This is a genomic window from Actinocrinis sp., from assembly GCF_035946395.1.
Taxonomy (GTDB): Bacteria; Actinomycetota; Actinomycetes; order Streptomycetales; family Catenulisporaceae; genus Actinocrinis.
Genome location: NZ_DASYZI010000173.1, coordinates 1 through 2,632 on the forward strand (window position 1 = coordinate 1; position 2,632 = coordinate 2,632).

The following is a 2,632-nucleotide window of genomic DNA, read 5'->3' on the forward strand; positions in this document are numbered from 1 at the left end:
CGAGATGGCCTTCGACGGACGCCTGTACCCGGAGCGGGACTCGGCCACCGGAGTGAAAACCGGCGACACACCCTAAAGTCCGACCCCTGATTCACCGATACCCCAAGTAGACCAACGCCCACCAAAAGAGACACAGACCCCCGTGTTGCGATCGCCCGAGTCGTCGAGCACGAGCACTGAGGTTCCCCTCATATCGCGGAAGCCTGCCTTTAGTACGGCAGCCTCAGCTTGTGATCTGTGGTTTCGGTGTGATGCCGAGGTGGTGGCGGTAGTGTGCGGCTTTTGCGCAGGCTTGGTGTCGGGTGCGCCAGGCTGACCAGCGTATGATGTGGTCGCGTAGCTGGTCGGGGGCGTCGGCCGGGGTGGTGAATAGTCGTCGGATCTCGGGTACGGTCGGCCGCAGTGGGCCTTTATGGTGGGCGATCTCGTGCGCGGTCGCGGTGCGTGGTGGGGCGTGGTGTGCGGCGGTGATGGCCAGGAATGCCAGGGCGAGCATGGCCGGGGTGATGTGACGGTGCCATGGGGTCCATCCGCGCACCTGGTAGTGGTCGAGTCTGACCTGCCCTTTCGCTGTTTGGAAACGTTCTTCGACCATCAACCGGGTGCCCGCGACCTTGACGAGGGCGGGCAGGGTTGTCGGGTGCGGGCTGTGGCAGCGGTAGAACGCCAGCTCGCTGGTGGCACTGTTGCGCCGGATCAGCACGTTGTGCCCGGGACCTGCATCGGTTTCGGCGTCGATCCAGGCCCAGTCGTAGTAGCGCGGGCTCTTCGAGCCGGCCCCTGCGCTGTAGCGCTGCCACGCCCTGGGCGGCAGTGCGGTGGCGATCTGATCGACGCGCCGGCGGATCCCGCCATGTACCGTGATGCGATGGTCGCAGGCCACCGCGAGCACGTAACTCAAGCCCAGGGCCGTTATCCCGGTACGGAAGGCGGGGTCGTTGCCGTAGACCTCATCCGCGGCGACGAACATGGCGGGCGCGCCGGCGGCGTGCGCTTGCTCGATCATCTCCAAGGCCAGACGGGGTTTGGTGGCGAACCCGGTCTGCTCGGGCACCCCGGCCGCTGGGCACCGCTCACGATCCCGGCACCAGGACGCGGGCAGGTAGACCCGCCGGTTGACCAAGGCCCGGCCCTTCGCTGAAGCGTACGCGAGGAACACGGCGACCTGCGCATTCTCGATCCGCCCCGCGGTGCCGGTGTACTGACACTGCACGGCAATCGAGCGTTCACCCTTTTTCAGGAACCCGGTCTCGTCCACCACCAGCACCACCCCACTCGTGCCCAGATGCTCGACCACCAGGTCACGAACATCGTCGCGCACCACATCCGCGTCCCACACCGCCTCGCGCAGCAGCCGCTGCAACGGCTGCGGATCACGCAGACCAGCGTGCTCGGCCAGATTCCAGCAGTTCTTACGCTCCACACCGGACAGCAGCCCGAGCAGGAACAACCTGGCCATGCGCCGCGGCTCCACCCGCGTGAACCGTCCCGCGATACGGTCGGTGACCTGGTCGAACAGTGACCACCACCCGGCCTGCTCTAGGCTGCGGCCCACGGCCACTGCGTCCTCTTCAGTTGTCTTCACAAACACCGAAGAATCACGCAGTGGCCGCCCACCTGCCCAACCATCTCATCCGGGCACTGCGACAGCGCACGTCAGATCACAAACTGAGGCTGCCGTATTAGGTCCCCAATGTCTGCCAGATAGCGCAAGACATACGTGCTGCCGTCCGGCCCACAATGAACCATGGCAACTGACGCACAAGGGCGACTGCTGTCAGAGGATGGCAACTACTATTGGGACGGCTCGGACTGGCAGCTTGCCGACACGGCTGCCGATTCTGGATCGCAGCAGTCCGATGCGGGTTCCTACGATGCACAAGGGCGGCTGCTGTCGGAAGACGGCAACTACTATTGGGACGGCTCGGACTGGCAGCTCGTTGACACGACCGCCGGAAGCGGTGGGGGCGACGCACAGCAGTCGTCGCAGCAGTCGCAGACAGATGACTTCGTGCAGGCGATGAGCAGTGCTGGTTATGCCATCGACGCGAGCGTGGTTCCCGAAGCATCGGTGCTTGGGGCGGCGCTGAACGCTGCGCTGGAGTTTCTCCAGAGCGGTGATCAGAATGTCCAATCGGCGATGAGTACCGTGTCGTCCGCCGCTGGGACCGACACTGCGATTGCCCTCAGCGCCGCCGGTGTCGTTTCGGGGATAGACGACTTCCTTCGCGCGTTGGACCTGTTGCCGGTCGACCTGGAAACCCTCCTTCAAGCTGCACTGCAAGCGCTTCAGACGGCTCAACAGAGCGGGCAGTAACCAGAGAGACCGAAGGAGGGTCGTCCAATGGCCGCAGAGGAATTCGCGTCTTGTGTCATGGAGAAGACAGGCCTCAACATCGTCGGTGATCTCACGGGATTGAGTTCCGATCAGCTGAAGGCCGTCATCGATTGGTGGGGCGGCCTGAGCAGCATGTGGCAGGCGGTCTTGGCCGCCGGCACGGGTTTGCTCGTCGCGGCGATCGTGGCGCTCGCCCCGGAGGTCGCGGGGGCGATATCGACGGCGATCGACGGCGCGGAGTTGAAGGCCGTGCTCAACGCGATGGTTCAATGCGCCGATCAACTGTGAGTCGAT

The 2,632-nt window shown here is 64.7% G+C and carries 3 protein-coding genes; 2 read left to right on the forward strand and 1 reads right to left on the reverse strand.

The features are described from left to right. Positions 1 to 223 precede the first annotated feature (223 nt). Positions 224 to 1,459 (reverse strand): IS701 family transposase, encoded by a 1,236-nt coding sequence (locus VGS97_RS11010; RefSeq protein WP_349262087.1) that lies wholly within the window; start codon positions 1,457 to 1,459, stop codon positions 224 to 226. 288 nt (positions 1,460 to 1,747) lie between these two features. Here VGS97_RS11010 and VGS97_RS11015 point away from each other — a divergent pair, with 288 nt between their 5' ends. Both VGS97_RS11015 and VGS97_RS11020 read left to right on the forward strand, forming a co-directional pair. Then, positions 1,748 to 2,317 carry a hypothetical protein gene (locus tag VGS97_RS11015; RefSeq protein ID WP_326853249.1) on the forward strand — a complete coding sequence of 190 codons (570 nt, stop codon included), beginning with the start codon at positions 1,748 to 1,750 and terminating at the stop codon, positions 2,315 to 2,317. Positions 2,318 to 2,344: 27 nt separating this feature from the next. Next, entirely contained in the window at positions 2,345 to 2,626 is a 282-nt protein-coding gene (locus VGS97_RS11020) for a hypothetical protein (protein ID WP_326853250.1), read from the forward strand. Positions 2,627 to 2,632 lie beyond the last annotated feature (6 nt).

What these genes read in the sequence shown, in the direction of transcription:
- VGS97_RS11015 (WP_326853249.1), top strand. Translation starts at nt 1,748, where the DNA reads ATGGCAACTGACGCACAAGGGCGACTGCTGTCAGAGGATGGCAACTAC.
- VGS97_RS11020 (WP_326853250.1), top strand. Translation starts at nt 2,345, where the DNA reads ATGGCCGCAGAGGAATTCGCGTCTTGTGTCATGGAGAAGACAGGCCTC.
- VGS97_RS11010 (WP_349262087.1), bottom strand. Translation starts at nt 1,459, where the DNA reads ATGGCCAGGTTGTTCCTGCTCGGGCTGCTGTCCGGTGTGGAGCGTAAG.